21 protein-coding genes and 1 tRNA gene are annotated in these 25,416 nt (G+C 69.3%); 12 read left to right on the forward strand and 10 right to left on the reverse strand.

What is annotated here, in order from left to right; genetic code table 11:
• Positions 1 to 5 precede the first annotated feature (5 nt).
• Complete coding sequence (locus H2Q94_RS00720; protein ID WP_243790902.1) at positions 6 to 1,994, reverse strand: acetoacetate--CoA ligase; 1,989 nt, start codon at positions 1,992 to 1,994, stop codon at positions 6 to 8.
• A gap of 150 nt (positions 1,995 to 2,144) precedes the next feature.
• Positions 2,145 to 2,849 carry a dienelactone hydrolase family protein gene (locus tag H2Q94_RS00725; protein ID WP_243790904.1) on the reverse strand — a complete coding sequence of 235 codons (705 nt, stop codon included), beginning with the start codon at positions 2,847 to 2,849 and terminating at the stop codon, positions 2,145 to 2,147.
• Positions 2,850 to 3,568: 719 nt separating this feature from the next.
• Between H2Q94_RS00725 and hisC the strand changes: the two genes are divergently transcribed.
• Positions 3,569 to 4,627: a histidinol-phosphate transaminase gene (hisC, locus tag H2Q94_RS00730; protein WP_243790906.1), complete on the forward strand. Its 1,059-nt coding sequence runs from the start codon at positions 3,569 to 3,571 to the stop codon at positions 4,625 to 4,627.
• A 67-nt stretch (positions 4,628 to 4,694) separates the two neighbouring features.
• On the forward strand, positions 4,695 to 5,441 hold the full coding sequence (locus tag H2Q94_RS00735; protein WP_243790908.1) for a hypothetical protein: 747 nt from the start codon (positions 4,695 to 4,697) through the stop codon (positions 5,439 to 5,441).
• A 401-nt stretch (positions 5,442 to 5,842) separates the two neighbouring features.
• Here the strand turns inward: H2Q94_RS00735 and H2Q94_RS00740 are convergent, their stop codons facing one another.
• The 3 genes from H2Q94_RS00740 to H2Q94_RS00750 all read right to left on the reverse strand — a co-directional run bounded on the left by H2Q94_RS00740 (position 5,843) and on the right by H2Q94_RS00750 (position 8,223).
• Positions 5,843 to 6,598 (reverse strand): hypothetical protein, encoded by a 756-nt coding sequence (locus tag H2Q94_RS00740; protein WP_243790911.1) that lies wholly within the window; start codon positions 6,596 to 6,598, stop codon positions 5,843 to 5,845.
• An 87-nt stretch (positions 6,599 to 6,685) separates the two neighbouring features.
• Positions 6,686 to 7,219 (reverse strand): hypothetical protein, encoded by a 534-nt coding sequence (locus H2Q94_RS00745; RefSeq protein ID WP_243790913.1) that lies wholly within the window; start codon positions 7,217 to 7,219, stop codon positions 6,686 to 6,688.
• 152 nt (positions 7,220 to 7,371) lie between these two features.
• Positions 7,372 to 8,223 (reverse strand): L,D-transpeptidase, encoded by an 852-nt coding sequence (locus tag H2Q94_RS00750; protein ID WP_243790915.1) that lies wholly within the window; start codon positions 8,221 to 8,223, stop codon positions 7,372 to 7,374.
• A 555-nt stretch (positions 8,224 to 8,778) separates the two neighbouring features.
• Between H2Q94_RS00750 and H2Q94_RS00755 the strand changes: the two genes are divergently transcribed.
• Together H2Q94_RS00755 and H2Q94_RS00760 are read left to right on the forward strand one after the other, a co-directional pair.
• Complete coding sequence (locus H2Q94_RS00755) at positions 8,779 to 9,768, forward strand: hypothetical protein (protein WP_243790917.1); 990 nt, start codon at positions 8,779 to 8,781, stop codon at positions 9,766 to 9,768.
• A 373-nt stretch (positions 9,769 to 10,141) separates the two neighbouring features.
• Positions 10,142 to 10,900, forward strand: coding sequence for a S1 family peptidase (locus tag H2Q94_RS00760; protein ID WP_243790919.1), 759 nt, complete (start codon positions 10,142 to 10,144; stop codon positions 10,898 to 10,900).
• 345 nt (positions 10,901 to 11,245) lie between these two features.
• Here H2Q94_RS00760 and H2Q94_RS00765 read toward each other — a convergent pair.
• The 4 genes from H2Q94_RS00765 to H2Q94_RS00780 form a co-directional block, all read right to left on the reverse strand.
• Positions 11,246 to 11,330: transfer RNA gene (locus H2Q94_RS00765), tRNA-Ser, on the reverse strand.
• A 55-nt stretch (positions 11,331 to 11,385) separates the two neighbouring features.
• Complete coding sequence (locus tag H2Q94_RS00770; protein WP_397545505.1) at positions 11,386 to 11,820, reverse strand: MarR family winged helix-turn-helix transcriptional regulator; 435 nt, start codon at positions 11,818 to 11,820, stop codon at positions 11,386 to 11,388.
• A gap of 163 nt (positions 11,821 to 11,983) precedes the next feature.
• Entirely contained in the window at positions 11,984 to 13,189 is a 1,206-nt protein-coding gene (locus H2Q94_RS00775; protein WP_243790923.1) for an endonuclease/exonuclease/phosphatase family protein, read from the reverse strand.
• Between the two features lie 367 nt (positions 13,190 to 13,556).
• The gene (locus H2Q94_RS00780; RefSeq protein WP_243790925.1) at positions 13,557 to 15,038 is read right to left on the reverse strand and encodes a M28 family peptidase; all 1,482 of its coding nucleotides are present in this window, start codon (positions 15,036 to 15,038) and stop codon (positions 13,557 to 13,559) included.
• Positions 15,039 to 15,182: 144 nt separating this feature from the next.
• Between H2Q94_RS00780 and H2Q94_RS00785 the strand changes: the two genes are divergently transcribed.
• On the forward strand, positions 15,183 to 16,163 hold the full coding sequence (locus H2Q94_RS00785) for an NAD(P)H-quinone oxidoreductase (RefSeq protein WP_243790927.1): 981 nt from the start codon (positions 15,183 to 15,185) through the stop codon (positions 16,161 to 16,163).
• A gap of 49 nt (positions 16,164 to 16,212) precedes the next feature.
• Here H2Q94_RS00785 and H2Q94_RS00790 read toward each other — a convergent pair whose 3' ends face one another.
• Entirely contained in the window at positions 16,213 to 17,412 is a 1,200-nt protein-coding gene (locus H2Q94_RS00790) for a cysteine desulfurase-like protein (RefSeq protein WP_243790930.1), read from the reverse strand.
• A gap of 98 nt (positions 17,413 to 17,510) precedes the next feature.
• On the opposite strand from H2Q94_RS00790, the gene H2Q94_RS00795 reads away from it, so the two are divergent.
• The 7 genes from H2Q94_RS00795 to H2Q94_RS00825 all read left to right on the forward strand — a co-directional run bounded on the left by H2Q94_RS00795 (position 17,511) and on the right by H2Q94_RS00825 (position 25,311).
• Positions 17,511 to 18,044, forward strand: a complete 534-nt coding sequence (locus H2Q94_RS00795; RefSeq protein WP_309501104.1) for a bacterial proteasome activator family protein — start codon at positions 17,511 to 17,513, stop codon at positions 18,042 to 18,044.
• Positions 18,045 to 18,434: 390 nt separating this feature from the next.
• On the forward strand, positions 18,435 to 19,307 hold the full coding sequence (gene wzm / locus H2Q94_RS00800; RefSeq protein WP_243790932.1) for a galactan export ABC transporter permease subunit Wzm/RfbD: 873 nt from the start codon (positions 18,435 to 18,437) through the stop codon (positions 19,305 to 19,307).
• A 13-nt stretch (positions 19,308 to 19,320) separates the two neighbouring features.
• The gene (gene wzt / locus H2Q94_RS00805) at positions 19,321 to 20,142 is read left to right on the forward strand and encodes a galactan export ABC transporter ATP-binding subunit Wzt/RfbE (protein WP_243790934.1); all 822 of its coding nucleotides are present in this window, start codon (positions 19,321 to 19,323) and stop codon (positions 20,140 to 20,142) included.
• Positions 20,139 to 21,071 carry a galactofuranosyltransferase GlfT1 gene (gene glfT1 / locus H2Q94_RS00810; protein WP_243790936.1) on the forward strand — a complete coding sequence of 311 codons (933 nt, stop codon included), beginning with the start codon at positions 20,139 to 20,141 and terminating at the stop codon, positions 21,069 to 21,071. The genes wzt and glfT1 overlap by 4 nt, the downstream gene beginning before the upstream one ends.
• Before the next feature lie 89 nt (positions 21,072 to 21,160).
• Positions 21,161 to 21,421: a hypothetical protein gene (locus tag H2Q94_RS00815; RefSeq protein ID WP_243790938.1), complete on the forward strand. Its 261-nt coding sequence runs from the start codon at positions 21,161 to 21,163 to the stop codon at positions 21,419 to 21,421.
• On the forward strand, positions 21,418 to 21,819 hold the full coding sequence (locus H2Q94_RS00820) for a MerR (RefSeq protein WP_243790941.1): 402 nt from the start codon (positions 21,418 to 21,420) through the stop codon (positions 21,817 to 21,819). Before H2Q94_RS00815 ends, H2Q94_RS00820 begins: the two co-directional genes overlap by 4 nt.
• Positions 21,820 to 21,987: 168 nt before the next feature.
• Positions 21,988 to 25,311, forward strand: coding sequence for an arabinosyltransferase domain-containing protein (locus H2Q94_RS00825; protein ID WP_397545403.1), 3,324 nt, complete (start codon positions 21,988 to 21,990; stop codon positions 25,309 to 25,311).
• The last annotated feature ends 105 nt before the right edge of the window (positions 25,312 to 25,416 follow it).

Here is a 25,416-nt window from a genome sequence, read left to right on the forward strand (position 1 = left end):
CTACATCAGCCGTCCGTACCCCTCGCGAGCTGCACGAACGGGTTCAGTGCGGCCGGATTGCGGAGGGCGTCGCGGCTCACGGCCCGCTCCGGGTCGGCGCCGCCGAGGATCTTCTTCACCGGAACTTCCAGCTTCTTGCCGTTGAGCGTCTGCGGGACCTCGTCGACCAACAGGAACCGGTTCGGCACGTGCCGCGGCGAGAGCTGCTCGCGCAGCCGCTTCTTCAACTCCGGTTCCACGTCTTCGAGCCGGGCGCCTTCGGCGAGCACCAGGAAGCACAGCAGCTCCCCTTCGCCGCCCGCGCCCGAGGTGTCGATCACGAGTGAATCCGCTACCTCGTCGAAGCCCTCCACCACGCGGTAGAACTCCGCGGTGCCCATCCGGATGCCGCCGCGGTTGAGGGTCGAATCGCTGCGGCCGTGGATCACCAAGGTGCCGCGATCGGTGACCTCGATCCAGTCGCCGTGGCGCCAGATCCCGGGGTAGGTGTCGAAGTACGCCTCGCGCAGGCGGGAGCCGTCGGGGTCGTTCCAGAAGAACACCGGCATCGTCGGCATCGGCTTGGTGAGGACCAGTTCGCCGACCTCGCCGTGCAGCTCCGCACCGTCCTCCGAGTAGGACCGCACCGATGCTCCGAGCATCGGGCAGGAGATCTCGCCGAGCCACACCGGCACGTCCGGTGCGGCGCCCACGATGGCCGTGCACAGGTCGGTGCCGCCGGAGACGCTGGCGATCTGCACGTCCACGCCCACCGCGTCGGCGATCCAGCGGAAACCGTCGGTGCTCAGCGGGGAACCGGTCGAACCGACGGTGCGCAGGGCGCTGAGGTCGTGGGCGTCGGCCGGTCGCAGCTCCTTCTTCAGGCAGCTCTGGATGAACGGCGCGGAGGTGCCGAAGTAGGTGACCCGGTGGCGTTCGGCCAGTTCCCACAGCGCGTCCAGCGACGGGTGGCCTGGGCTGCCGTCGAACAGCAACAGCCGGGTTCCGGTGAGCAGGCCGCCCAGCAGGAAGTTCCACATCATCCAGCCGGTGGTGGTGAACCAGAGGAACGTGTCGCCGGGGCCGAGGTCGGCGTGCAGGCCGATCGTCTTGAACTGTTCGAGCACCATGCCGCCGTGGCCGTGCACGATGCCCTTCGGCAATCCGGTGGTGCCGGAGGAGTACAGCACCCAAAGCGGGTGGTCGAACGGCACCGGGTCGAAGGTGAGCTCGGCGCCGCGATGGCGTTCCAGCAGCTCGGACCAGTCGTGCGTTCCCGCCGCCCGTCCCGCGTCGACGTAGTCGATGAGCACGGTGCCAGCCAGGCCGGGCAGCTCCGCCCGCAATTCGTCCACAGTGGACCTGATGTCGAAGCTGCGGCCGCCGTAGACGTAGCCGTCGACGGCCACCAGCACCGTCGGCTCGATCTGCACGAAGCGGTCGGCCACCGCGCGCACGCCGAAGTCCGGTGAACACGACGACCAGGTGGCGCCGAGGCTCGCCGCGGCGAGGAAGGCGATCAGCGTTTCCGGGCAGTTCGGAGCCAGCGCCGCGACCCGGTCACCGCGCTGCACCCCCAACTCCGCGAACGCCGCGCGCATCGCGGCCACTCGGGAGCGCAGTTCGCCGTAGGTGAGCTCCGAGCCGTGCCCGTCCTCCCTGGCGAACACCACCGCGACGTCGTCGTCGGTCTTGCCCGGGCCGCCGCGCAGCGCGTGCTCCGCGTAGTTCAAGGTCGCGCCGGGAAACCACCGCGCACCCGGCATGACTTCGGCTTCGAGTACCTGAGCAGGACGCTCGTGGAACGTGACGTCGAAGAAGTCCGCGACGGCGCCCCAGAACCCCGTCAGGTCCGACACCGACCAGTCCCACAACGCCCGGTAGTCCGGCAGGTCCCGGCCGCGCTCGGTACGCAGCCAATCGCGGAACTCGCCGATGCGCGTGCCCGCCACGTGTTCCGGGGAGGGTTGCCACAGGAGCTCGGGCGGTTGACCGGCGTCGGTGCTCGATGTCATGAGTGCTTCCTAACTCACGACACCGCCCCGACGCCATAGCGAAGGCACCTTGCGCACCGCAAACACGGGTTGCACACAGGCTGTGGACAACTTATCCACAGCCTGTGTGCAACTTGGGTCTTGCGTGGAGTTCAGAAGTTCAGGGCGCGCTCAGCGCAGGTGGGTGTCGAACCAGTTCCGAGCTCGTTGCCAGGCTTCGACCGCCGCGTCGATGTCGGTGTCGAAGCGGTGTTCGCTGCCGGTGAAATGAACCACGTCGGTCGCCACGCGAGCCGTGGCCGCGGCCTCCCGCAGCTTGTCCACCTCGTCCGCCGGGATGCGGGCGTCCTGCTCGCCGTAAATGCCCAGCCACGGTCCGGCCAGCTCACCGGCGATCTCCACCAGCGCGGGCAGGCCTTCGGACAACGGGCTCAGGATGCCGCCGCCGCCCACGGTCACCGCGGCGCCCAGGCTCCGGCTTGCCGCCACCACCAGCGCGGCCGACCCGCCGATGTCGAATCCGATCACACCTTGGCGGTCACCCGGCACGCCCTGATCGGTGAGCCAGACGAACGACGCGTCGGAGTCGGCCAGGATCGACTCGCCCGATAGTCGCTGCACCTGGTCGAGCACCTGCTCTTCGGCGTGTTCGTCGGAGAACTCGTCGGTGCCTTCGCGGTGGTAGAGGTGCGGAGCCACGGTCAGCCAGCCTTCGTCGGCGAGGGCGCCGACCAGGGAGCGCACCCGGTCGGTGACGCCGCGCGCCTCGTGCAGCACCACCAGCCCGCCGCGCACGACGTTCTCCGGCTCGGCGACGGTCAGCCGGAGCTCGGTGCCGTCCGTGAGCGCGAGCGTCTCGGTCCGGGTTTCGGTCATGCCGTTCAGGGAACCAGGCATGGGTGAACAGCAGTCAACGTGATCAACCGGATGCCGGAGTGCGGTTGACACACCGTCGTCACCGCGACGAACCTCCCGCAGCAGCACCGGAAGGTCATCCAGGTGATCGGCGAGCTGCCCTGCATCGGACACGTAACGTGCGGTAATGCCTTCGACATGGCGAGTCGGCGCGTGCCGCGCGCCATGCGCCGGGCGGCGCGAACACCGCCGCCGCGCCGCCGTTGATGTGTGCGGTATTACACCCGATCGGCGCTGCGCGAGATTACCGGCGGCAAGATCGGCCCGAACCGGGCAGCGCACCGGAGCACCGTTCAACGACCGCTCCGGCACCGGGCTGGTGGATGGCCCATTCGGCCGGTCGCACTGGTCAACGGAGGCCCTTCACCCGGTGTGGCCGGTGAGATGAGCGGCCCGTTCGGCCGGTCGTACCGGGCGACGAGGGCATTCACCGGGGCATTCACCTGGGAAGGCCCCCAATCCGGAACCAGTTGTCCACAAGGATCGTGAAGTTGTCCACAGGGTGTCCCCGCTTGTCGGGAGCGCCCGGCCGGCCACGGCGGGAACTCGGTCTCGGCCCCACGGATTCTGCGCCTCCCCGCTCGATCCAGCGGCGTTGCGGCGCCTGGCCGGTTCTACAGTGGTCGGGCGGTGCTTCCAGCGGTAAAGGCGGTGGTGCCGCCCGAACCAAGGAGCCGTGCATGACCGTCCGCATCCGCGCCGACCTCGACCAGCTGCCCGCCTACGTCGCCGGACGCACCGTCGCAGGATCGTTGAAGCTCGCCAGCAACGAAGTCTCGGCAGGTCCGCTGCCCAGCGTCACCGAGGCCATCGCGCGAGCGGCCGCCGACGTGCACCGCTACCCGGACATCGGCGTCACCGGCCTCACCGGCGCGCTGGCCGCTCGCCTCGACGTCGACCCGTCCCGGATCGCCGTCGGCTGCGGCTCGGTCGCGCTGTGCGAACAACTCGTGCAGATCACCTGCACCGCCGAGGACGCCGTCGTCTACCCGTGGCGATCGTTCGAGGCGTACCCGATCATGAGCCACATCGTCGGCGCCACCCAGATCCCGGTGCCGCTGACCGCCGAGCACGCGCTCGACCTCGACGCGATGTCCGCTGCGATCACCCCGAACACCCGGCTGGTCTTCGTGTGCAGCCCGAACAACCCCACCGGCCCCGCCGTGCGCCGCGCGGAACTGGAGCGGTTCCTCGACTCGGTCCGCTCCGACGTGCTCGTCGTCCTGGACGAGGCCTACTACGAGTTCATCACCGACCCGGACGTCCCGGACGGCGTCGAACTGGCCGCCCGCTACGACAACGTGCTCGTGCTGCGCACCTTCTCCAAGGCCTACGGCCTCGCCGGCCTGCGCATCGGCTACGCCATCGGCCCCGCTCACGTGACGGAGGCGCTGCGCAAGGTGAGCGTCCCGTTCAGCGTCAACGGCGTCGGTCAGGCCGCCGCGCTGGCCTCCCTCGACGCGCAGGACGAACTGCGGGCGCGCTGCGCCGCGATCGCCACCGAGCGGGTGCGGGTCCGGGACGAGCTGCGCGCCCTCGGATTCGAGGTGCCCGAGACGCAGGCCAACTTCGTGTGGCTGCCGCTGCGCGACCGCGCCCTCGAGTTCAGCGAGCACTGCCTCGCGGAGCGCGTCGTGGTGCGCGCCTTCGACGGTTCCGGCGTGCGCATCACGATCGGCGACACCGGCGAGAACGACACCCTGCTCCGCGCGGCGAAGTCCTTCCACCTGGCGGGCTGAAAGGGTCGATCACGAGCCTGCCGCGTTGCTACGGTGCCCCGATCGCAGCGGAGAACGGGGACCGGTGATGGCGGCGGAGCACGGACCGGACGATCAGCGCGCGGGCTACCTCGTTGTGGACGCGGAGACTTCGGCGGTGCTGCGAAGGCACGACTCGCGGCACCGCTTCCGCTCCGCGTCGCTGGTGAAGCCGCTCATCGCACTGGATCACCTGCGGCGGCACGGGGAGCCCTCCGATGCCGACCGCGCGCTGCTCGAACCGATGCTGCGCGCCAGCCACGATGACGCGGCGAGCGAGCTCTGGGACCGCGGCGGCCGGAAGGAGATCATCCACCGGATGGTCGCCGAGATCGGCCTCACCGACACCGAACCACCCCGCGACCAGGACATGTGGGGCTACGTGGTGCTCACCGCCGCCGACATGATCCAGATGTATCGCCACCTGCGTGCGGCGGGGGAGCCCGGCGCGTACGTGCTCGAAAACCTGCGCCGCTGGACGCAGTTCGGCGCCGACGGTTTTGATCAGTCCTTCGGCATTCCTTCGGTGGCTCAGTCCCCGGAAGCGGTGAAGCAGGGCTGGTCCGGTTTCGGCCCCGGCCCCAACGACCCCGCCCCGCCCGACCCCGCGAGTCCCCGCCGGAAGATCCCGGACGATCGAGTCGACCTGGACCGTCCCGCAATGCACACCACCGGCCTGGTACGCCGCGACGGCCACCTGCTGATCGTGGCGCTCTGCACCCTGCACCCAGCGGGAACCGACTGGAATTCCGCCGCGACCCGACTCACCGAACTCACCACAACCCTGCTCAACTGAACAGAACCCGTTGCAGCACAAGAACTTCCGCAGCACTTCTGAGCACTGCCTCATCAACGGAGCAGCCGACTCCGCGCGGCCGAAGCCCGTGCCTTGCGGCGAAGCCGTGCTTTGCGGCGAAGCCGTGCCTGTATGTGCGAAGCACATAGCCCACGTCAAAAGGCCGACCAGCTGAGGTTCCGCCACCCGACCACCCAAGCAACAAGAGCGGCCCCCAGATGTCCGGCGAAGAGAGGGGGAGTACTTCGCCGGACATCCCGAGAGGAGTGACCGCCGGTCGGACCGGGGCGACCACGCCGACTGCGTAGTGAACTACGCCGCACGCGAATCTAGCCGTGCAGCGGGAAATCCCGCCGAACGCAAGCACCATGATCGCACTTTCGAGTGGCAGTTCCCGTGGTTCAGCGCGAGGTTGAGCCGATCTCACCGTTGTCGGTCCGAGCCGGCGCGACCGGCCGCGATTCGGGGCGTTCTTCGGCTTCTTCGCCGACCCGTTCCCCGCCGCGTCGGCGGAAGAATTGGAATCCGGGAATGCCGACGATGGCGCGGCGCACGTCGTGGGTGACTTCGAGCAGCTCGTGGATCTCGGGGCCGACTTTGTCCAGGGTGCGCAGGATCGGCAGCACATCGGAGAGCACGTGCTCGGTGAGCACCGGCAGTTCGTCGACCAGGCGGATCGCCGCGTCGACCTCTTTCTGCGTGAGCTCGTCTACGAACAGCTGCGCCATCGGCGCCGCTTTGCGTGCGATGGGTTCGTAGGTCGCCAGCAGCTCGTCGGCCATCGCGGCGGTCTTCTGCACTTCGGCGACGGTGTTCGAGGCGGTGTCGCTCACCGACCCGGCGTTCTCGACGATGACGCGGGCGTCGGCGGAGATGGCGCCTGCCTCTTCGACGGTGCGGCTCGCGGCCGCGGCCGCGGTCTTGGCCTCTCGCAGCACTTCTTCGACTTCGTCAACGGTGCGGCCGGTGCGAGCGAGGATTTCCTCGGCGCCATCGACGACGGCGTTCACCCTGTTCAGCAGGGTCTCCACGCCGTCCACCAGGCCCAGTACCCGAGCCGGTGCTGCGGCGACCGTCGTCGCGGAGTCCACTGCCCAGCCGACCGTGGAGCGGGCCATTCCGAGTACGTCGCCGGGCGTGGGGATGCGGATCAACATGTCACCACTGTGCACGTGCCCGTGCCCCGTCGACCACAGCGAGGGTCGGACGAGGCACGGGCACGGTGCGAATTCGGACGAACTCCGTCAGCCGGTGACGGCCGCGTGGCCTGCCACCGCCACCGGGCTGGGTGCGGCCGGCAGTTCGGCGGGCGACACCTGCTCGGCCGGAGCGCTCGGAGCCGGTGCCGGCTCGGGCGCGGGTGCCGGGCCGGGACCCCCGCCGTGGCCACCGCCACCGTGGCCGCCCCCGCCGTGGCCACCGCCACCGTGGCCGCCCCCGCCGTGGCCACCGCCGCCGTGTCCACCCGGCCACTCGGGCTTGTGCGGCTTGTGCGGCTTTTCCGGCTTTTCGTGGTCGGGCTTCTCCGGCTTGTGCGACGGGTGGTCGACGACCGGCGCGTTGACGCAAGTGCTGGTCTGCGGGGAGATCACGGAGACGACGACTCCGGCGGCTGCGACGTTGTTGCCGCACAGCTGGATCGGAACCAGGCTGACGTTGTTGTCGTTGCCGACGTTGATCCCGTCGTTGTCCGCGCTGTCGGCGAACGCCGGAGCGCCTGCCAGCAACAATCCAGCGGTCGCCGTGATGACACCGGCGATGTGTGCTTTTTTGTGCACTGTCGCACTTCCTTCGTTTCGATTTCCGGGATTACTGTGGGGCCGGCTTTCCGTCGTCCGGTCAGGCCGGGCTCATCGTCACGCCAGGGTCGTACTCGGTGCCCTGCCGCCTTCCCGCCGCGTTCCGTCTCCGCTGGTCGCACGACGTGTCCTCAATGCAGCGACACGACTGTTCCCAGTGGCAGTGTGCTGAGCAGCCGTAATGCGTCTGGTGGTACTCGCACACACCCGTCGCTGGCTTCTTCGCCGAACACGGCCGGGTCGGGCCAGCCGTGTAGTGCGACGGTTCCCGGTCCGCCTCCGTAACTGTTGAAGGTCTCAGAGTGGGTGCCCAGGGGAAGAATGATCGGACTGAATTTCGTGACGGTCTCTTCGATCGCGGCCATCAGGTAGGTGCGGCCGCGCGGTGTCGGGGCGTCCGTCGAACCCACTCCGACGGTCCAGGTACCGATGTCGCGGCCGCTTTCCCGCACCACGAGCCGTTTCGCGTCCACGTCCACGTCGACGTGGTACGGAGTGCGGGCTTGGGTGACGGGATCCGCCGGGCCGACGCGGATCCAGCCGCTGCTGTTGTTGGGACGGGAGGGAAGCAGGATCTGCGCCCAGTCGCCGTGCCGAGCGATCAGCGGAACCCAGGTCGGGTTGCCGAGCTGGGTCGCGGGCAGCCGGGCGAATGCGGGTCCGCCGGGCGAGCGGTGCACGGCCACGTCCCGCTCGATGCGCAGCACGACTCCGTCGGTGGCGGCTTGCGGCGCGGGGTCGGCGACGGCGTCGGCGAGATCGCCGAAGGTGCTGGCCGTGGGGAGCCCGGTGAGGTCGACTCGGTCGGCTTGTCCAACCGGTGCGGGGGCGGCGGTTTCCGCTGCCGGAGCAGGTGGCAGCGCACCGCCCCCGCATCCGGCGAGCAACGCCGCGAGGCCACCGGCCAGCAGCGACGATCGCGCGCAGCCGAGCGCCCGGCGTTGTGCCGGGGCGGTTCGGGCGGATCGGGTTCGCGCTGTCATGACTTGTTCCTCGGTTCCTGACCCGGCCATGCCGGGCTGCGGCGATGCGGTGAGGGAATGCCGAAACGGCATTCGGGGAAGTGCAGTGCGATCGGGGGGACACCGGATCGCCGGTACCGCCGATCAGGTGCCTGGCGGACGCTAACCCACCAAGAGGATCGATCCAAACGGAAAGGTACGCGCGTACGTGACCCGGCGGGGCGGCGAAAAATGGTTCCTGAGCAGCTAAAACCGGCGATTCAGGCGGAGTCGCGGAATTCGACCGAAATCGGTTGCCCCACGATCAGGTGCATAACTTCACCGATTCGAGTGACCAATTGGTGTGAGTCGATCGGCCCCTTTTCGGGAAGCGCGGCCCACCGGCCGGACCTGAAACAACCACACACAGCGCTGCGCCTCGGCCGCCACGATCTCACGGCGGCCGAACTCCGCCGCCACACCGACGGGACGCAGGAACCCCTCAGCCTCCCGGAAACCCTCAGCCTCCCGGAACCCCGTGGCCATCGACGACAAAATCGCTGTACCGCCCCGTTCGACCATCGTTACGGTCGGCGCATGGGGTTCGCCGAGGATCTTGTCTCCGGGCCGCGTGGGCGGCGGCTGTGCTTCGCGGCCGTCGCCGGACCGCACCTCCCCACCACGTTCGGCATCGATGCGGCACGGATCGCCGACTTCTTCGACGAGTTGGGCGACGGCGACGTGGATTTCCTGGCGAGCTGGGAGGAATCGGCGTTCCTCGACCCGCTCGCGGAGTCCGTCGACCGAGCCAGGTACTGGCAGGAACCCGACGAAGTGGATCGGGCGTTGGCGTTGCCCGACGTCCGCCGCGCACTGGTGCCCACCGCCCGCGCCATCGCCTCGGCACCGGCCGTCCAGCGGTGGTTCGAGCCGATCGACCTCGGCAGGCAGTTCCACGCGGAGTTCGCGCACACCGGCCCACCCGGAACGGGACGAGCGGCGAAGGCGCTGGCCGACTGGCGAACGTCCACGGTCGAGGATGAGCGCAGGGCGCGGAACCGCCCGGCGGATCCGGCAGCGCCGTTCAGCGGGTTCTGGTGGTCTTCGCCGACCGGGGAAGTAGTCGACAGCACCTGCGCTCCGCATGGGATGGGGCCGCTCGGTCTCTGCCTGGTCGAAGACGACTTCGGCCCGGAAGAGGCATGGTGCCGGTCGGTGCGACCAACGGGCGCCCCCCGGATCTTCGAGATCACCGGTCCCGCGGCCTGGAGCGAACTCGCCGGTCGATATCCGCTGGAAGTGAGCCTGTCGCGACGTCACGACTGGTGGAAGGTCACCGGCCGGGCGGGCCGCTGGGTGATCCCGGACTGGACGGCCGTCGCCGCCGACTACGACGCCGTGCACCTGACGGTCGCCGGCTACCTCACCGGCGCGGGACGTGCGTTGCCGGTCGGCGAGGCGTGCAGCGTGCTCGCGGGCTGGAACCCGGGTCAGACGTTCTGGCTCACGGACGTCATCGTCGTCGGCCCCGCGGTCCGCTGGCACGGGGATGCGGCAGACCTCACCACGTGGACACCGGCTCGCTGACCCCCGGTGCGAGAGCCCGTTATGACCGCGCCGTTTCCTGACGAGCGCGAACGTGCTCGCGGCGAGCAGCAGCAGCGCCCGCAAGACCCGTCCCGGGAGCGACGACGAAGAGCTCGAAGACAGCAGATCGACCGAGGTCAGGGCCAAGACGACTGCCGCGATCACCAAGAGCCGTGCGGGTATGCGGCCCATCCTCGAACTACGTGGTTTTCGCCCTCGACGCAAGAGGATCCGTTGCGGTCGAACCTCGGTGAGGATTGCTGCTCAATTGGCCGAAGGTAGTAGATCACGGTGTACCTCGAGCTGATCTCGTTCCCGGCGCCGCTCCCTAGCTTTGGAGTGACCGGATTGCGGAACTTCCAGGGAGAATCGGATGATCAAGCTCGGCAAAGCGGCACTGTTCGGAACGGCGGGAGCGATCGCGTTGAGCGCGGTGTTGACACCGGCGGCGTCGGCGATCATCGGAGGGCACGACGCCACCGCGGACTACCCGTTCATGGTGAGCGTGCAGAAGGACGGCGAGCACTACTGCGGGGCGTCCCTGATCAAGCCGGATTGGGTCGTGACCGCCGGGCACTGCACGGTGAACCTCGATCCGGAGCAGCTTTCCGTGCGGGTCGGCGACCACGACCGCACGAAAGGCGCCGAAGCGAAGGTCACCGAGGTCATCGCGCACCCGGACTTCTCCTACGAGCCGTTCCGCGACGACGTGGCGGTGCTGAAGCTGGACCATCCCGTGGACGCGCAGCCCATCAAGATCGCCGAGGAAGCAGGACCGGCGGGAACCGACACCCGAATCCTCGGCTGGGGAATGACCTGCGAGGACGGTAGCGAATGTCCGGAACCGCCGATCCGGTTGCAGGAACTGGACACCGACCTCGTCCCCGACGACCGGTGCACCGAGAACTACAACGCGGGCAACGAGCTGTGCACCGACAGCCCCACCGAGAACGCGCAGGCGTGCATGCTCGATTCCGGCGGCCCGCAGATCAAGGGCCGCGCCGGGCAGTGGGAGCTGATCGGAGCCACCAGCCGCGACGGTGACGCCGACCCGACCTGCGCCACCGGCCCCGGCATCTACACCGACCTGACAGCCCACCGAGCCTGGATCGAACGAACCACTGCGAGCTGACCCGGGGCGCCTGAGCTGGACGGTCCGCGGATCCTCCGCGCTCCCCGGTGATGCCCGACTTCGCGGAGATCGCGCCGTGGGCCTGGAAGCACGGCTGATGCGTGAGCGGTCGTCCCTGGTTCGTCGTCGGCCCCTGCCACCTCGTGCCGTGTTCCGCACTGACCAACTCGCCTTGGTCGGCTTCCGCCAACCTCCTTGCGAGAGGCGCCCCCGGACAAACCCGCCGTACTCCGGTGCTGAGGAGCAAGTCCTAGGACGGTTCCGGAAAGGGTCAACTGAGACTAAGCGCGACAAAGCCCGGCGGGGCTCAACTTCGCCGGGCTCTGTTCGTGCTGGTCACAGCTGCGGAAGCGGGGGGATTCGAACCCCCGGTCCCTTTCGGGACGCTCGCTTTCAAGGCGAGTGCATTCGGCCGCTCTGCCACGCTTCCAAGGCCGGAGCCTAGCCGTCCGAACGGGCGCGCGGACAGCCGGGAGGGGGTCGGGTCAGGGCTCCGGTTGGGCGCGCAGGCGGGTTCTGAGGCGTTCGAAGACGGTGGCCAGGACTTGCTTCTCCGCAGGGGCCAGCAGGTCGATCAGGTGCTCTCGGACACCGGCGACGTGGGAGGGGGCCGCTGCGCGCAGGACTTCCTCGCCGCGGTCGGTGAGCACGGCGAGGACGCCGCGGCCGTCGTCGGGGCAGTCGTTGCGGCGCACCAGTTCGGCGTTCTCCAGTCTGCGGATCTGGTGTGAGATTCGGCTTTTGGAGTGCGCCACGTCCCTGGCGAGTTCGCTCATTCGCAGTTGCCGGTCAGGGTGCTCGGACAGCCTGACCAGGATCTCGTAGTCGGCGATGGACAGGTTGTGCGCGGCCTGGAGTTCCCTGTTGAGCCGGTGTTCCAGCAGTGCGCTGCCCTCGATGTACGAGCGCCACGCCGCCATCTCCTCGTCGTCGAGCCAGCGGACCTGTTCTTCGCTCCCATCGATCACGTGGTCAGGTTAGTCGGATTCCGCACCGGAATCGGCTCGATCCGAGATGTGGAGCCGAGGTTCGGTGCGGCCGCTTCCCGGCCGGCCGGAAGCGTCCGATGTGATCGATTTCCGGTCACGCTCGAAGGTCCACCCAGGTCAGGTGGTGGTCGGAGGCGTCGTTGAGCCGGGATGCCTCGTCTTCGGCGGTGGGCCAGAAGACTCCCGCGTCCGTGGGGCGCAGCGGCCAGGACGGCAAGACGTAGTCCACGCGCAGGTTGCCGGGGGTGTCGTCGCTGAAATCCGCGGTGTCCAGCCGGGCCGGGCCGTGGTGGCCGGTGTTGGCGCCGCCTTGGTCGCGGGCGGCTTCGGCTGCTCCGGCGCTGGCGGGTTCCGGGTCGTGCACTCGATGCGCGGTCAGCAGCCGCTTCGCGGCGCCGGGGACGCTGTCCCCGTCGGCGGGATCGGAGTTGTGGTCGCCCGCGATGACGAATCGCGCTCCGGACGCCAGTCCGCCTCGCCGCCCGGTGTCGTCGTAGAGGTAGCGGCCGCGGGCGGGGTGGACGTAGTCGGACCAGAATCGGATCTCGTCGTTGTTGCGCAGGCCGTTGCGGTCCTCGGGGCCGTCGAAGTTCGGGGGAGTGGGGTGCGCGGCCAGCAGGTGCACCTCGCGGCCGCCCACTTCGACGGGGACGTCCCAGTGGGACTTCGATGACAGCCGCACCGACTTCAGCTCCTCCGGGGAGAACCAGTCGGCCGGTTCGGGGGTGGCCGGGTCGTCGGGCAGCAAGGCACCGGGCATGTCCGCCCAGCGGAACTGCTGGAAGGTGCGGACCTCGCCCTCGTTGATGGGGTGCTTGGAGAGCACGACCATGCCGTACTGGCCGGGGAACTCGCCGAAACCGTGCGCATCGCCGGGGCCGCCGACCGTGCCGTCGTTGTCCAGGTCCATGCCGGACGGGACACCGGTGTTGACGGGGGCCGTGTAGCTGTACGGGTAGTCGATCGGTGCGGCGCCGTGGTGGCCGACGGCGAGGTAGTTGTCCCGGAACGCGTCCACGGCCGCGCCGCCTTCGACGTGGTCGAACTCGTTGAGCAGCAGCACATCGGGACGGGATCGCTGCACGACCTCCGCCACCTCCGCTGCCTGTAGATCGTCCGGTGTGGACAGATCGGCGAGCAGTTCGCCTGCGGTGGAGCGGTTGAGCGAGGCGTTGAACGTGGCGAAGCGGACGTCGTGCGCGGTCGCCGGGGCCTGTTCGGCGTCGGCCGCGGGGGCCGCGAGCGCGGTGCTCGTGACTACTACGGCGGCGGTCGCGAGCGTGGTGAAGCGTCGGTTCACGGTGTCCTCCCAGTGTCGGCGCCACTCTCACAGGCTCAGGCGACGAGCAGGTGAACGGCGACCCGGGTGCGGTGGGAGTGAACGGACCGTTCGCCCGATGTCATTGGGCGAACGGTCCGTTCACTCCACCCGCTACCCGAGCTCGGTGCGCCCGGGTCGGCGCTGTCGCCCGCGCTGCGGTTTCGAGTGAACGGACCGTTCGTCCGATCTGGTTGGGCGAACGGTCCGTTCACTCCACTCTCGGAACCCGAGCAGGTGTTCGCCGAGCCTGGGTGGTTTCGAGTGAACGGACCGTTCGTCCGATCCGCTTGGACGAACGGTCCGTTCACTTCGATCAGGTCCGCGGCGTGGTCGCGCGTGTCGGCGGTCAGATCCGGTTGTGGTCGCCGAGTGCGGGCAGCGGGGCCTGGGCGGTGCGGAGGCCGGTGCGCTCGGCGCGGCTCTGCGCGCCGTTGACGCCTTCGGTGCTCTGCGCGTACTGGCCGATCGTGGTGGCCAGCGCCTTCGCGTTCCGCTCCAGCGCGACCTTGTCCACATTGGACAGGTCGTCCTGTGGGGTGTGGTAGTTCGGGTCGAAGTTCTGCCCGGCCGTGCCGCCCCACTTCGCGGCCTGCTCCTCGGTCTTCGTGCCGTCGCCGCCGGTGAACAGGCCCCCGGCGGGAATGCCGTTGGCGATGAACTCGCCGTAGTCCGAGCGCCCGTCGAAGTCGGTGCCCTCGATCTCCACTCCCTGCGTGAGCAGCGCAGCCCCCAGGTCGCGCTCGATGGCGCCCGAGCCGTGCGGGCCGGGGCCTGCGCCGACACCGTCGGAGTCGTCCCCGTCGTAGGCGAAGTAGCCGGCGTTGGGCGAGCCGATCATGTCGAAGTTCAAGTACAGCGCGATGTCCAGCTGCTGCTCGAAGCTGAGGCTCTGCACGTACTTCGTCGACCCGACGAGCCCGGACTCCTCGGCGCCCCAGAACGCGAAGCGCACGGCGTTCGTCGTGTCCGGAGCGCCGCCGAGGGCGAGCGCGGTCTCCAGGAGACCGGCGGTTCCGCTGCCGTTGTCGTTGATGCCCGCGCCTTCGGCGACGCTGTCCAGGTGTGCCCCGGCGGTCACCACGTTGTCGGTGCGTCCGGTGCGGGTCTGGGCGATCACGTTGCGCGTGGTGATGTTCTCCAGCCGCGACTGCACGTCCAGGTGCACCTGCGCCCCGGCCTTCCCGGCGAGCTGCTGCCCGGTGGCCAGGTCCACGCCCGCGCTCGGGATCAGCGCGTCGGCGGGGTCGCCGAGAGTGCCGTTCACCGGGCCTTCGACGTTGTTGTAGATGATGGTGCCCACCGCACCGAGGTCCGCGGCGACCTGCTGCTTCTCCGCGAAGGTGCAGGATCCGCGTTGGACCAGCGCCACCGATCCCGCGACGTCGGCGGGGAAGTCGGCCGCCTCGCAGCCGGGGGTGTCGTCGACGGCGGCGACCGACAGCGGCGCGCTCAGGCCGCCCTGCGGGGTCGCGGGGGAGTACTCCAGCGCGTCCCCTGCGACGGGCGCACCGTCCACCGCCAGCGCGAACGAGTCCAGGAAATAGGCCTGGTAGTCGAATTCCGGTGTGGTGACGTCGAAGCCCGCGCCGCGCAACTTGGCCGCCACGTAGTCCACGCTGGCCTCGTACCCGTCGCGGCCGGAGGCGCGGTTGCCGTCGTGGGTGTCGGCGATGCGCTGCAACGCGACGAGGTGCCGGTGCACCGCGTCGACCTCGACCTGAGCCCCCAGCTCGGCGGGTGCGGCGGACGCGGGTGCGGCGGCGAGCAGAGCCGCGGCGAAGGTGGCGAACACGGCGGTGAAGCGGCGCCCGGATTTCACAGCACTCATTCTGTTCTGCTCCCCAAGGGTGAGTTTGTGGTGGACAGCTTCGACAGCACTCACCGGTGAAGTCAAGAATGTCCGAATAATGGTTACCCCGGAACGATTTTTCCCGGTATTGCCGGATCGGCGGCACGTACTACGGTCGTGACCATGTACGCCATCGCGATCCGTGAGCCGGGTGACCCGGAAGTGCTGGAATGGACCGAGCAGGCCGATCCGCGGCCCGGTCCAGGTGAAGTGCTCGTGGACGTCGCGGCCGCCGGGGTGAACCGGGCGGACCTGTCCCAGCGGCAGGGGAACTATCCGCCGCCGAAGGGCGCCAGCGAGATCCTCGGCCTCGAATGTTCCGGCACCATCGCCGAACTCGGCGAAGGCGTCGTGGACTGGCGGGTCGGCGACGAGGTGTGCGCGCTGCTGGCCGGCGGCGGATACGCGGAGCGGGTCGTGGTGCCCGCGGCCCAGCTGCTGCCGGTGCCCGAGGGCGTGGACCTGGTCGACGCCGCGGGGCTGGCCGAGGTGTCGTGCACGGTGTGGTCGAACGTCGTCATGGAAGGCGGGCTCACCGCCGGGAAACTGCTGCTGGTGCACGGCGGATCCGGTGGCATCGGCACCAGCGCCATCCAGATCGCGCGGGCGCTGGGCGCTCGGGTCGCCGCGACCGCCGGGGCGGCCGAAAGTCGCGAGTTCTGCCGGGAGCTCGGCGCGGACCCGGTGATCGGCTACCGCGATGAGGACTTCGTCGAAGTGGTCAAGGGCCTCGGCGGGGCGGACGTGATCCTGGACAACATGGGTGCGTCCTATTTGGACCGGAACCTCTCGGCGCTGGCGCCGGACGGGCACCTCGCCGTGATCGGCATGCAGGGAGGCCGGAAAGCCGAGCTGGACCTGGGGCGGATGCTGGTGAAGCGGCTGCGGATCTCGGTGCTGGGCCTGCGCGGACGTCCGCTGGACGGGCCGACGGGCAAGGCCGCGATCGTCGCGGACGTGCGGGAGAAGCTGTGGCCGCACGTCGCCGCCGGCCGCGTCCGCCCGATCGTGCGCAGCCGCATTCCCCTGCCGGAGGCGGCCCGCGCGCATTCCCTGCTGGAAGCGGGCGGCGTCCACGGCAAGATCCTGCTCACCCGCTCCTGAGCACGGGAGGTGAACGCCCCTTCCCCCGGGTGAACGGGGCGTTCACCTTTCAGTTGAGGGCGGCGACGGCGCGCAGCAGCTGATCGACCTCGTAGCCGTTCGTGTAGTGCGTGAGACCGACGCGCACGGCGCCGCCCACCTCGCCGACGCCGAGCACCGCGAACACGCCGTGCGTGCCGGGGTCGGCGAACGCGCACACGCCCTGATCGGCCAGGTACTCGATGGCATCGACGGCCTTCACCCCGTTGACGGTGAACGCCATCGACGGCACCCGGCGCATCGCGTCACCGATGACCATCACGTGCCGCAGCCTGCGCAGCCCGCCGGTGAGGTTCGCCAGCAGACCGGCTTGGTAGGCCTTCACCGAGCTCAGCGACATGAGCAGCCGCTCCCGGCGCGGCCCGACCGCCGCGTCGTCCAAGCCCGCCAGGTAGTCGATCGAGGACACCAGGCCCGCCAGCAGCGGGTAGGCGTGCGGGCCGAGCTCCATGCGGTCCGGTCCGCGCCAACCGGGCTCCAGCGCCACCGACGGCAACTGGTCGATCATCGCCGGATCCCGGAACACCAGCGCCCCCACCGGCGGCCCGCCCCAAGCGGAGGCGTTGAGCGCGAGCACGTCGGCGCCCATCGCGGTGATGTCCAGCGGCAGGAACGGTGCGGCGGCGGAGGCGTCGACCACCACGAGCGCGTCGTGCTCGGCGGCGATCTCGGCGATCTGGTGCACGTCGGGGCGGGTGCCGACCGCGCCGGACGCGGCGGTGACGGCGACGACCTTGGTGCGCTCGTTGATCAGGTCCCGGTACTGCCAGGCGGGCAGCTCGCAGGTCTCGATGTCCACCTCGGCCCACCGCACCTGGCTGCCGGAGCGCTGCGCGGCGCGCTGCCAGCACACCACGTTCGACGGGTGGTCGAGCCGGGACACGACGACGTCATCGCCGATCATCCAGCCGTCGCCGAGCCCATCGGCGAGTCGTTGCAGCAGCACGGCGGAGTTCGGCCCGAGCACCACCCCGGCGGGATCGGCACCCACGAGTTCGGCCAATGCGCGACGAGCCGCGTCCACGATGGCCTCGGCGCGCTGCGAAGCGGGGAAGATCCCGCCAGGCCCGGACACGGGGGCGCGCAGGGCGGTGGAGACCGCGGTCGCGACCTGCTCGGGAACCTGCATGCCCGCCGGGGCGTCCAGGTGCACCCAGCCGTCGCCCAGCGCGGGGAAAAGCCCGCGAACAGCAGCGACGTCGAACGCCATGGTCACACCGTAGTGAGCGGACGGGAGTTGATGACCGCCGGGTGGCCCATTCCGGCTCCTCGTGCGTGCACCGCGCTCGGAGGCGTAAGGATGGTGGCATGAATCAGAACGAACAGGACCCGCAGCGGGAGGTCTTCGTGGTGGGCGAGGGAACTCCGCTCGGCTCCGGCGTCGACCCCTCCGGCGAGGGGATGAGCGAACGGGAGAACGTCGGCGAGCTCGTCGAGCAGCCCGCGAAGGTGATGCGGATCGGCACGATGATCAAGCAGCTGCTGGAGGAGGTGCGGGCCGCGCCGCTGGACGAGGCCAGCCGCAGCAGGCTCAAGGAGATCCACCAGTCCTCCATCCGGGAGCTGGAGGAGGGTCTCGCCCCGGAGCTCATCGGGGAGCTGGAACGCCTGTCGTTGCCGTTCGCCCAGGAGTCGACCCCGTCGGAGTCGGAGCTGCGCATCGCGCAGGCGCAGTTGGTGGGCTGGCTGGAGGGCCTGTTCCACGGCCTGCAGACGGCGTTGTTCGCGCAGCAGATGTCGGCGCGGGCGCAGCTGGAGCAGATGCGGCGGGGCCTGCCGGCGGGCAGCGGGGGCGAGGCGGAGCAGGGGCCGCAGTCTCGGGGGACCGGCCAGTACCTCTGAGCGGGGCGGTATTTCCGAGCGGCCGTGCCTCTAGGCGGCCAGGATCTCTGATCTGCCAGTGCCTCTGCGCGATCGGCGTCCATTACCGGCCAATGCCTCTGATCTGCGGTGCCGCTGACCGGCCGGGACCTCCGGCCGGGCCGGGATCCAGGGGCGACCGGTGGCGAGAAGTCGCCCCGTCGAAAGCGGGGCCGGCCGCTGCCTGCTCCGGGTGCCCCGTATCGAGCGGCCCGAACGAGCGAACCGCAGGTGGGCGGGGGCCGCTTCGCCGCTCGTCGCCGAGTTCGGCCACGTGGAGCCGTGCCCGGCGTGTCCGGAATGAGTGGAGCGGCGGAGATCCGTGCCTCCCTCTCCCCGGTGACCAGGGCACGGTCGGTACTCTTACGCACCGTGCAGGCCACGAGCACGATCGAGAGACCCACGGCTCCGCCCGAGACTTCGTCGCGGACCTGGCGCAAAGCGTTCAACGACCTCGTCGAAGGTGCCCAGCAGCGTCAGCTGTGGGCGCACCTCGGCTGGCAGGACATCAAGCAGCGGTATCGCCGATCCGTGATCGGACCGCTGTGGATCACCATCAGCATGGGCGTGATGGTGACCGGGCTGGGCATCCTCTACGGGAGCCTGTTCGGCACGGACCTGCACAAGAAGCTGCCGCACCTGGCGGTCGGCTTCATCATCTGGGAGTTCATCCGCAACTGCGTGGTCGAGGGCACCGAGGTCTTCATCAAGAACGAAGGCCTGATGAAGCAGCTACCCGCTCCGCTGAGCGTGCACATCTTCCGCCTGGTGTGGCGGCAGACGCTGTTCTTCCTGCACAACCTGGTGATCTACTTCGTGCTGCTGATCGTCTTCTTCGCGGTCGGCGAGCCGATCCCGGTGAACTGGACGGTGATCGTCGCGATCCCGGCGCTGCTGCTGATCATGGTCAACGGCGTGTGGGTGGCCACTCTGTTCGGCGTGGTCGCCACCCGGTTCAGGGACATCCCGCCGGTGATCCAGAGCATCATGACGATGGCGCTGTTCATGTCCCCGATCACCTGGGGCATGTTCGAGTTCGAGGCGAACCCGAAGAACGAATGGCGGCAGGTCTTCGTCGACCTCAATCCGCTGTCGCACTACATCGCGATCTTCCGGGACCCGTTGATCGGGTTCGACCAGCACCTGTACCACTGGTACTGGGTGCTGGGCTGCACCCTCGGCGGCTTCCTGCTGGCCGCGCTGGTCCTGCGCAACTACCGCGCCCGCGTCCCCTACTGGGTCTGAGGGAGATCGAACGATGGTCAGCATCGACGTCTGGAACGCGGCGGTCGACTTCCCGATTTTCGACGCGAAGTCCCGCTCGTTGAAGAAAGCCGTGCTCGGCAAGGCCGGCGGCAAGATCGGCACCGACAGCAAGGTGCCGATCATCGAAGCCCTGCACGACATCGACCTGCACCTCAGCCACGGCGACCGGCTCGCGCTGGTCGGCCACAACGGCGCGGGCAAGTCCACGCTGCTGCGGCTGCTCGCGGGCATCTACGAGCCGACCCGCGGCAGCGCCCGCGTGGTGGGCAAGGTCGCGCCGGTGTTCGACCTCGGCGTCGGCATGGACCCGGAGATCTCCGGGTACGAGAACATCGTCATCCGCGGGCTGTTCCTCGGCATGAACCGCAGGCAGATGGAAAAGCGGATGGACGAGATCGCCGAGTTCACCGAACTCGGCGACTACCTGGACATGCCGCTGCGCACCTACTCGACGGGCATGCGGGTGCGCCTGGCCATCGGCGTGGTCACCTCCATCGACCCCGAGATCCTGGTGCTCGACGAAGGCATCGGCGCCGTCGACGCCGACTTCCTGGAGAAGGTGCGCGACCGGCTCAAGGAGCTCGTGAAGCGCTCCGGCATCCTGATCTTCGCCTCGCACTCGGACGAGTTCCTGATGGAGCTGTGCAACTCGGCCGTGTGGATGGACAAGGGCGGGATCCGGGAGCACGGTTCGCTGCGCAGCGTGCTGACGTCCTACAAGGGCAAAGACCCGTTCGAAAACCTCAGTCCGGAAATGCTGGCGCAGGTCAGTGACACGGCCACCGCCACGATCGGAAGCGACAAGGCAACATGACCACCGACTCCGCCGAGCAGCAGCAACTTCCCGCAGATTCCGTCGTCGCGGTGATCGTCACGAGGCATCGCCGCGAGCTGCTCGCGGAGTCGCTCAAGGTGATCGCCACGCAGACGCGGGTGCCGGATCACCTGGTGGTCGTCGACAACGGCCCGGACCAACCGGCGCGGCAGGTCGTCGAGGACTGCCCGATCCCGTCGACGTACCTGCCTTCCCAGCACAACCTCGGCGGAGCCGGCGGGTTCGCGCTGGGCATGCTGCACGCCTTGGCGCTCGGCGCGGAGTGGATCTGGCTCGGCGACGACGACGGCAGGCCCGCCGACGATCAAGCGCTGGCGACGTTGCTGGACGTGGCGCGCACCCGCAAGCTCGCCGCCGTCTCGCCGGTCGTGGTGAACATCAACCGGCCGGACAAGCTGGCGTTCCCGCTGCGCCGCGGACTCACCTGGAAGCGCCGCCCGGAGGAGCTCAGCGCTCCCGGCGGGGACGCCGACTTCCTGCCGGGCATCGCGTCGTTCTTCAACGGCGCGCTGTTCCGCGCGGCCACCCTGGACGTGGTGGGTGTGCCGGACTACCGCCTGTTCGTCCGGGGTGACGAGGTGGAGCTGCACCGTCGCGTGGTGCGCTCGGGCCTGCCGTTCGGGACGTCGCTCAAGACGCGGTTCGTGCACCCCGACGGGTCGGACGAGTTCAAGCCGATGCTCGGTGGCCGGTTCCACGCGCAGGACCCGTCGGACGAGAACAAGCGCTACTACACCTACCGCAACCGGGGTTACCTGCTCTCGCAGCCGGGGATGCGCAAGATCGGCGCGTTGGAGTTCCTGCGGTTCGGGCTGTACTTCATCGGCCAGCGCCGCGATCCGAAGGCGTTCCGCGAGTGGCTCCGCCTGGTCCGCCAGGGACGCAAGGAGCACTTCTTCCGCCGCTGAGCGGGGCGATTCACGTTCCGCCGTCCGGGGTCACCCGATCGTGTCTAGCTTATTTGCCACTTGAGTGTCCACTGCGATAGAAGTAAGCTGTGGTCAACAAGAAGCTGAAGCCGGCCAAGGTGCTGAGTCTGGCACGCCGTGCGGCCCGCAATGCGAAGACGACGATCCAAGAGATCCCAGGTAGGGGGAAGGGCTCGCATCGGATCTTCGCGGTCTACGACCGGGAAGGTGCCGAAGTGGCCCGGTTCGGTTTAACCGGCCACAACAAAGAGATCTCTTGGCACGTACTCACGCACATCGAGACCGGTTTGGCTCCCATTTTCGGCGAGAAGTGGCTGGAGGACCGATGAGCGCGGAGCAGTTGAGCAGCTACCGAGTGAACGTGAGCCGGGAGGACCGGAGCTGGGTGGCGCACGTCCAGGGCTTGCCCGCCGGGGCGACCGAGGTCGATCACCTCGAAGAGCTCGACCTCGAGGTTCGAGATCTCATTGCCGGGCTCGCCGATCGGGAGCCGGACTCCTTCCACATCGACTGGCGCTACCTGCAAGGCGACGTCGAGTACACCCGGCCGGTCGAAGAGCTGCGGCACTGGACGGCGGAGTCCCGGCAGGCGGCGGCGAACGCCGAGCGGGCTCGGCTGGAGATCATCACGACGCTCCGCTCCGCGGGCCTGAGCCAGCGAGTGATCGCCGAAGTGATCGGAACCTCGCACCAGCGGGTCGCTCAGCTGATGGCGGAGGCGTCCTGAGCCCGTCCGGCGGGACGGTCACCGATCGGTCACCGAGCGATCACGGCACACTGAGAGCTGCCTGAGAATCACTCGATCGGGGCTGCTCATAGCGTCGGCAAACATCTCGAATCGGGCCGCACCGAACGCGCCGGAGGTCCCCGGACCAGCGACTACTATTCTCCAGGCGTGCTTAAGGGGCAGGAAGACAGCAGTCGCAAGGACGACCCACCGGAGTCCTCAGATCAGGCGACGGACTCTCCGGCAGGCCCGACGGCGAACCGGCGCGACCCATCCGCGAAGCAACTGAGGTGGTTCGCTTCCATCCTGGGGTTACTGGGCGCCGTCCTGGCGATCGCGGTGCCCTTCCTGCCGGTCGACCACGACATCAACACCCTGAGATGGCCCACCTCAGAGGGCACCAAGTCGGTCTCGGCGCCGCTGGTGAGCTTCTCGCCCCTGTGGATGAACGCGAACGTGCCGTGCGAATCGGTGCGCAGCGTCGACGCGCGCACCGACGGCCCGGCGAACCTGCTGAGCACGAACCCGCCGAACTCGGACTACGGCAACCTCACCGGCATGACCTTGCAGGCCGACAACGGCCAGGTCACCTTGCTGTCCAAGGGGCAGCAGGTCGGCACGGTGCCGGTCCCGGCGGGCGACTGCGCCATCACGGTGCGATCCGATGTCGTCGGCACCAAGGTGAAGCTCGGCGACGAGACGCTGGCGAACCTGCGCGGTGACCAGCGGCCGCAGCTCACCGGGATCTTCTCCGACATCGACTCGGCCCGCGACGACATCAACGGCCTGTCCTTCGAGGCCCGCGTCGACAACCGATACGAGAGCAGCGCGACGCCGATCAAGCTCGCCGTGATCGGTTTGGCGCTGCTGGCCTTCATCGGCTCCGTGGTGTGCCTGCGGCGCCTGGACGGACGCGCGGGCCGGCGCCCGCCACGCCTGGTGCCGCGCGGCTGGTGGAAGCCGACGCTGCGCGACGTCGCGGTGTTCGGCTCGCTGATCGTCTGGTGGATCGCGGGCGCGATGACCTCCGACGACGGTTACATCCTCACCATCGCGCGAGCGCGCGAGAGCGCCGGCTACATCAGCAACTACTACCGCTGGTTCGCGGTGCCGGAAGCGCCGTTCGGCTGGTTCTACGAGCTGTATTCGATGTGGGTGCAGGTGTCCACGGCGACGCCGTGGGTGCGGTTGCCCGCGTTGCTGATGGGCTCGGTGAGCTGGCTGCTGATCAGCCGCGAGGTGCTGCCGAGGCTGGGCCAGCAGGTCCGGCGCAGCAACGCCGCCGGTTGGGCCGCGGCCGCCGTGTTCCTCGCGTTCTGGCTGCCGTTCAACAACGGCCTGCGCGCCGAGCCGGTCATCGCCCTGTTCTCGCTGCTGGCGATGTGCGCCGTGGAGCGCGCGGTGGCCACCGGCCGGTTGATGCCCGCGGCGATGGGCCTGGTCGTGGCCGCGCTCGCGCTGGGAGCCGGTCCGCACGGCCTGGTCGCGGTGCTGCCTTATGTGGCCGCGCTGAAGCCGCTGCTGCGGTTGGTCCGGCAACGAGCCAAGGACTACGGCTGGATACCGGTGCTGGCGCCGATCGCGGCGTGCGGCCTGATCATTCTCGTCGCGGTGTTCGCGGACCAGACCTGGCAGTCGATCATGGACGCCACGGACCTGCGCACCGAGATCGGTCCGAGCGAGGACTGGTACCAGGAGCTGAACCGCTACAACCTGCTGTTCAGCCCCACCCCGGACGGTTCGCTGGTGCGCCGGTTCCCGGTGCTGCTGGTGATGCTGTGCCTGGCGACGTGCGCGGTGATGCTGTTGCGCCGCGGCCGGATCCGGGGCGCGGCGCTCGGCCCGAGCCGCCGCCTGCTGGCCGTGGCCGCGCTGTCGTTCGTGGCGCTGGCCCTGACCCCCACCAAGTGGTCGCATCACTTCGGCATCTTCGCCGCCGTCGGCGGGGCGCTCGCCGCGTTGACGGCGCTGGCCACGAGCAGCACGGTGCTGCGCTCGCGGCGCAACCGGGCGGCGTTCTTCTCCGGACTGATGGTGATCTGCGCGTTCGCCTCGACCGGGCCGAACGCGTGGTGGTACGTCTCAGGCTGGGGCGTGCCGTGGTTCGACAAGGCCCCGTCCGTCGACGGCCACAACGCGAGCACGCTGCTGCTGGGCATCGCGGGCATCGCGGGCATCGTGGCGTTCATCGAGCACCTGAGACTGGACGAGAAGAACCCGAAGGTCATCGAGAGCGTCGAACCCGGCCGGACCGGGATGGAGAAGCGCAGCCGCGCGCTGCGACTCGGCACCGCTCCACTGGCGATCATCTGCGCGCTGCTGGTGCTGGGCGAGCTCGCGACCTTCGGCAAGGTCATCCAGAAGCAGGCGGGCAGTTACAGCCTGGGCATGGACAACATCAAGCAGCTCGCCGGCTCCAGCTGCGGCCTGTCGGACTACGTGTACGTGGAGCCCGACCCGAAGGCGGGCATGTTGGCTGTGTCGGGGCAGCAGCCCGCGAAGCCGACGCCGGACTTCGAGGTGCCCAAGCGCAACGCCGACGAGGAGAACGGAGAGCAGTACCTGGCGCCGAAGATGGACGGGTTCCGCAAGCCGGGCCTGCCCGTCGGCGACGGCTCCGATCCGGAGGAACCGGACTGGCGCCCGCCGCACCAGTTCGGCGACGACCAGGCCCCGGTGTGGGGCAGCTACGACGAGGCGGGCACCGGCACCGGTGAGCTGCGCACCCAGTGGTACGACCTGCCGGAGCGCGCGGCGACGGGCGAGGTGCCGGTGGTGATGAGCCTGGCGGGCGCCGAGGGCGGCGCGAACGCCCTGGTGCTGGAGTTCGGCCGGGACACCCCGCAGGGCTTCGAGATGATGCACCGGCAGTTCGTCGGGCAGGGGCCGGCGCCGCAGTGGCGGGACTACCGGTTCACCGTCGGCGGCGAAGCCGAGGGCGCCACGAAGATGCGCGTCGTCGGTGTCGACCAGGCGGTGTCGCCGAACGGCTGGCTCGCGGTGAGCGCGCCGCGTGCGCCGCAGCTGCAGAACATGACCGACGTCGTCGGCGACGCACCCACGTTCGTGGAGTGGACGGCGGCGCTGGTGCATCCGTGCCTGCAGATCTCCGGTATCCGCAACGGTGTCGCCGAGATGCCGCGGTTCCGGGTGGCGGCCGGTGCGGAGGTGCGCGACATCGGCGCGGGCTGGTCGTCGCCGGACGCGGGCGGCCCGTTCGGCTGGATGAACGTCAGCTCCAGCGTGCGGGAGCTGCCGACCTACATGCGCGGTGACCTGAACCGGGATTGGGGTTCGCTCTACGAGGTGGACCCGTACCAGCCGGACGCGTTGCCCGCGGAGGTCGCGATGGACGTGCAGAAGGAGACCCACTCGGGTCTGTGGACGCCGGGTCCGCTGACGAAGACGGTGGAGTTGCCGGGCGACGTGCCCAGCTCCGACGACCGCAACGACGTCAAAGAACTCGGCGGTGGTGACGAACCGCAGCAGTAGGCGCAGTGCTGAGCGGCCCGCTCGACCGGATCAGGTCGGGCGGGCCGTTTCGCGTCCGCTCAGGGTGAAAACGGTGCGCTGGGCGTCCGCCGAGGGTGAAAGCGC

Source organism: Saccharopolyspora gloriosae (assembly GCF_022828475.1).
GTDB classification, from domain to species: Bacteria; Actinomycetota; Actinomycetes; order Mycobacteriales; family Pseudonocardiaceae; genus Saccharopolyspora_C; species Saccharopolyspora_C gloriosae_A.

Bases quoted from the DNA above. Each gene is read 5' to 3' on its own strand.
- H2Q94_RS00720 (WP_243790902.1), bottom strand. From the start codon at position 1,994: ATGACATCGAGCACCGACGCCGGTCAACCGCCCGAGCTCCTGTGGCAA.
- H2Q94_RS00725 (WP_243790904.1), bottom strand. From the start codon at position 2,849: ATGACCGAAACCCGGACCGAGACGCTCGCGCTCACGGACGGCACCGAG.
- hisC (WP_243790906.1), top strand. From the start codon at position 3,569: ATGACCGTCCGCATCCGCGCCGACCTCGACCAGCTGCCCGCCTACGTC.
- H2Q94_RS00735 (WP_243790908.1), top strand. From the start codon at position 4,695: ATGGCGGCGGAGCACGGACCGGACGATCAGCGCGCGGGCTACCTCGTT.
- H2Q94_RS00740 (WP_243790911.1), bottom strand. From the start codon at position 6,598: ATGTTGATCCGCATCCCCACGCCCGGCGACGTACTCGGAATGGCCCGC.
- H2Q94_RS00750 (WP_243790915.1), bottom strand. From the start codon at position 8,223: ATGACAGCGCGAACCCGATCCGCCCGAACCGCCCCGGCACAACGCCGG.
- H2Q94_RS00755 (WP_243790917.1), top strand. From the start codon at position 8,779: ATGGGGTTCGCCGAGGATCTTGTCTCCGGGCCGCGTGGGCGGCGGCTG.
- H2Q94_RS00760 (WP_243790919.1), top strand. From the start codon at position 10,142: ATGATCAAGCTCGGCAAAGCGGCACTGTTCGGAACGGCGGGAGCGATC.
- H2Q94_RS00770 (WP_397545505.1), bottom strand. From the start codon at position 11,820: ATGGCGGCGTGGCGCTCGTACATCGAGGGCAGCGCACTGCTGGAACAC.
- H2Q94_RS00780 (WP_243790925.1), bottom strand. From the start codon at position 15,038: ATGAGTGCTGTGAAATCCGGGCGCCGCTTCACCGCCGTGTTCGCCACC.
- H2Q94_RS00785 (WP_243790927.1), top strand. From the start codon at position 15,183: ATGTACGCCATCGCGATCCGTGAGCCGGGTGACCCGGAAGTGCTGGAA.
- H2Q94_RS00790 (WP_243790930.1), bottom strand. From the start codon at position 17,412: ATGGCGTTCGACGTCGCTGCTGTTCGCGGGCTTTTCCCCGCGCTGGGC.
- H2Q94_RS00795 (WP_309501104.1), top strand. From the start codon at position 17,511: ATGAATCAGAACGAACAGGACCCGCAGCGGGAGGTCTTCGTGGTGGGC.
- wzt (WP_243790934.1), top strand. From the start codon at position 19,321: ATGGTCAGCATCGACGTCTGGAACGCGGCGGTCGACTTCCCGATTTTC.
- glfT1 (WP_243790936.1), top strand. From the start codon at position 20,139: ATGACCACCGACTCCGCCGAGCAGCAGCAACTTCCCGCAGATTCCGTC.
- H2Q94_RS00820 (WP_243790941.1), top strand. From the start codon at position 21,418: ATGAGCGCGGAGCAGTTGAGCAGCTACCGAGTGAACGTGAGCCGGGAG.